Origin of the sequence: Pseudoxanthobacter sp. M-2, from assembly GCF_046156265.1 — a bacterium.
In the GTDB taxonomy this organism is placed as follows: domain Bacteria; phylum Pseudomonadota; class Alphaproteobacteria; order Rhizobiales; family Segnochrobactraceae; genus CAMDHY01.
In genome coordinates this window covers 1-2,673 of the sequence record NZ_JAWDIR010000035.1, presented here as the reverse complement: position 1 = coordinate 2,673, position 2,673 = coordinate 1, and the positions used below count along the sequence as shown (strand labels likewise).

3 protein-coding genes are annotated in these 2,673 nt (G+C 57.3%); all 3 read left to right on the top strand.

Annotated elements, in window-relative coordinates; translation table 11 throughout:
• Positions 1 to 745 precede the first annotated feature (745 nt).
• Positions 746 to 1,708, top strand: coding sequence for a glycosyltransferase (locus RUR49_RS17565; RefSeq protein ID WP_409147706.1), 963 nt, complete (start codon positions 746 to 748; stop codon positions 1,706 to 1,708).
• Between the two features lie 203 nt (positions 1,709 to 1,911).
• A complete protein-coding gene (locus tag RUR49_RS17560) occupies positions 1,912 to 2,127 on the top strand; it encodes a hypothetical protein (RefSeq protein ID WP_409147705.1) in 216 nt (71 codons plus the stop codon).
• Positions 2,128 to 2,142: 15 nt separating this feature from the next.
• Positions 2,143 to 2,673 (top strand): helix-turn-helix domain-containing protein (locus tag RUR49_RS17555; RefSeq protein WP_409147704.1); only part of this gene is annotated, 531 nt, incomplete at its 3' end.

Here is a 2,673-nt window from a genome sequence, read left to right as displayed (position 1 = left end):
CCCTCCTCAAAGAGCAGCGTTGAATCAGACATCAGCCGAGTTTGGGATTCCCGTTTGTCCACACGACCTAGCCCGAGCACACGGGTGGCCGGTCGTCTCGCAGGAAGTCGGTAACCGCGGTGTAGCCGCCCTCCTAGCCGCATTCCTTCGACTCGCAGAAGGGCGCCGGCCAGACAGCAGTGGATTGGCGGCGACCCGATCACGAAGATTGGCCGTGAAGGGATTGAGCACGGTCGCCAGTAGTTTGCGCAGTCCATATGCCGGCGCCTCCATACCGTGCTCGATGTACTTGCGGACGGTCTTCCGGTCGGTGCCGGTGTGCCAGGCTATCGCCGACACCGACAGACCCTGACGGGTAAGGTTCAGGATCATCATGACCTCCCCGAGTTTGATCACCGACGCCTCCCCGCGACTAACGCGGGGACCATCGGCGAACGCGCGCTGTCGATCTTGCAGACGCGCCCCGGAAGACTGGCGCGGATCGTCAAACCGGGGAAGACTAAAGCGGTGCTTCTGGGGAGAATTGATCCGATCGCGACAATCAGAGGCGCTAAGGTTGCGGTTCACGCACCCAACCGCCTACATGAGTCTGAAGCCGCTCGCTGCCCCGAGTGATGATCGTATCCGCCGGCTTTCCGCCATGTCCTCAACCTCGGACCCATCTGTAGACGGGCTACCCTACGTCACTCGCCCGGGGCGCACGCCGCAAACTTTCCTTCTTCAGAGAGCCTGACGAGTACAGAAAATGATTGAGAACAGATTTCCTCATCTCAAAGCGCTGGTGCGCGATCCAAAATGCAATATCCTCATGTTTCATGACGGAATGGGTATTTTACCGCAACTTGCGGCGGAGGGAGTTCTGGATAATTCAGTTGCTCTGTTCACGTTCTCGTGGAATGTTTCGGCGGAAGGGGCAAATTATATTAGAACTCAGATTGAAAGGGCTACTAAGTACTATCCTGAGATTGAAAGACGCGTGCGCTTATTGTTGAACTCGCCGGCAGAATTCGAAAGAGTTGTAGGTTTAATTGATCGGAAGCTTTGCAAAATATTCAACAATTCATCACTGATTAATGAAAGGTACTTTTCAATTGGCAGCACGAACGCTGTGTATGACGCTGTGTATAATGCTAGAGCAAATATCTTTAAGCGGCACGAGCTTACGAACCTTATTGAAAGTAAAATATTTATCGCATACGATTGGAAGTTTTCTGATGCAAATATCGATCTGTTTAAGCCAGTGCAGATATTTAAAAATGTCAAGGGCTCTGATGTGCAAAATTACTTGCATATGGCGCGTGTTGGACTTATGCTGTCGCAGGAAGAGGGTGGGTGTTATGCATCTTTAGAGTACCTTCTCTGCGGAATGCCAGTTGTGAGCACGCCGTCAATTGGCGGGCGTGATGATTTTTACAACTCCTGCAATTCTATCATTTCCGAACCTAATCCCGAGGCTGTAAGGGATGCGGTCAAGGTTGCATTGGCGCGTCTGGCGACGGGAGAATTTTCGCCGTCGGCAATCCGTCAGGACGCGATCTTTCGTATGTCGTCTCATCGGCGTATTCTGTGCGAAACAATCAATGAGCTACTGGCAGGAAGCGGCGTAGCCATCCTTGAACACGAGGATTTATTACAAAAGATTCACAGTACGAATAAATTATGGAAGTACAGAAACATGAGATTAAAGACGTTGCACAGTGCACGTTGATCGCAAGGGTATGCGCAGTTAAGATAACTGATGACACCTGTGTGCGGATTAGTGCGGATGGCCGATGCCGTAACGCTTTTCGGTTGTGATGACCGAGCGGGTCGGCTTGGCTAACCGCTCGACCATTCGTGCACCTCGAAGAACCTCACCAAATCGGCGGCTTCGTGATTGCATGATCGCGTCGGAGTTCGGGAGGCACGGCGATGACGCAGCCGGGTTTGTTCGATCTGGATGAGCGGTATCGGCGGCTGTCGAAGACGGCCGATGCGCTGGTCATGCTGGCAGCGTTGATCGACTTCGAGCTTTTTCCGGCCGCGGCTGGTGACGGCGCTGAAGCTGTTCGACGGCTCGAAGGGTGTGTACAGACCGGGGAGATGGCGGACGGGTGTTCGGGGACATGGTGGACACTTCTGGCATGAGGCGGAGGGAAGCCCATGCCGTTCGAGGAGCGTTCGATCATATCGCAGCGGGAGGAGTTCTGTCGTCTGGGGACGGCGGAGGGGGCGAACGTTCGGGAGCTGTGTCGTCGTTTCGGGGTCAGTCCGACGAGCGGCTACAAGTGGATCTCGCGCTGGCGGGCCGAGGGACGGGAAGGCCTGGCGGACCGGTCGCGGCGACCGCTGACGAGCCCGGGGCGGACGAGCGAGGCCGTGGAGGAGCAGGTGCTGGCGGTGCGGCGCGAGCATCCGCGCTGGGGCGGCCGCAAGATCCGGCGGGTGCTGCAGCGCGAGGGGCTGGCCGAAGCGCCGGCGGCCTCGACGACCACGGAGATCCTGCGGCGCCACGGGCAGCTCGACGGGCCGCGGGCGGGGGAGGCGCGCAACTGGATCCGCTTCGAGAGCGCGGCGGCGAACGATCTGTGGCAGATGGACTTCAAGGGCCACGTGGCGACCGCCGCCGGCCGCCTGCATCCACTGACCGTGCTCGACGACTGCTCGCGCTATGCGGTGGTGCTGGCGGCGTGT

Bases quoted from the DNA above. Each gene is read 5' to 3' on its own strand.
- RUR49_RS17565 (WP_409147706.1), top strand. From the start codon at position 746: ATGATTGAGAACAGATTTCCTCATCTCAAAGCGCTGGTGCGCGATCCA.
- RUR49_RS17560 (WP_409147705.1), top strand. From the start codon at position 1,912: ATGACGCAGCCGGGTTTGTTCGATCTGGATGAGCGGTATCGGCGGCTG.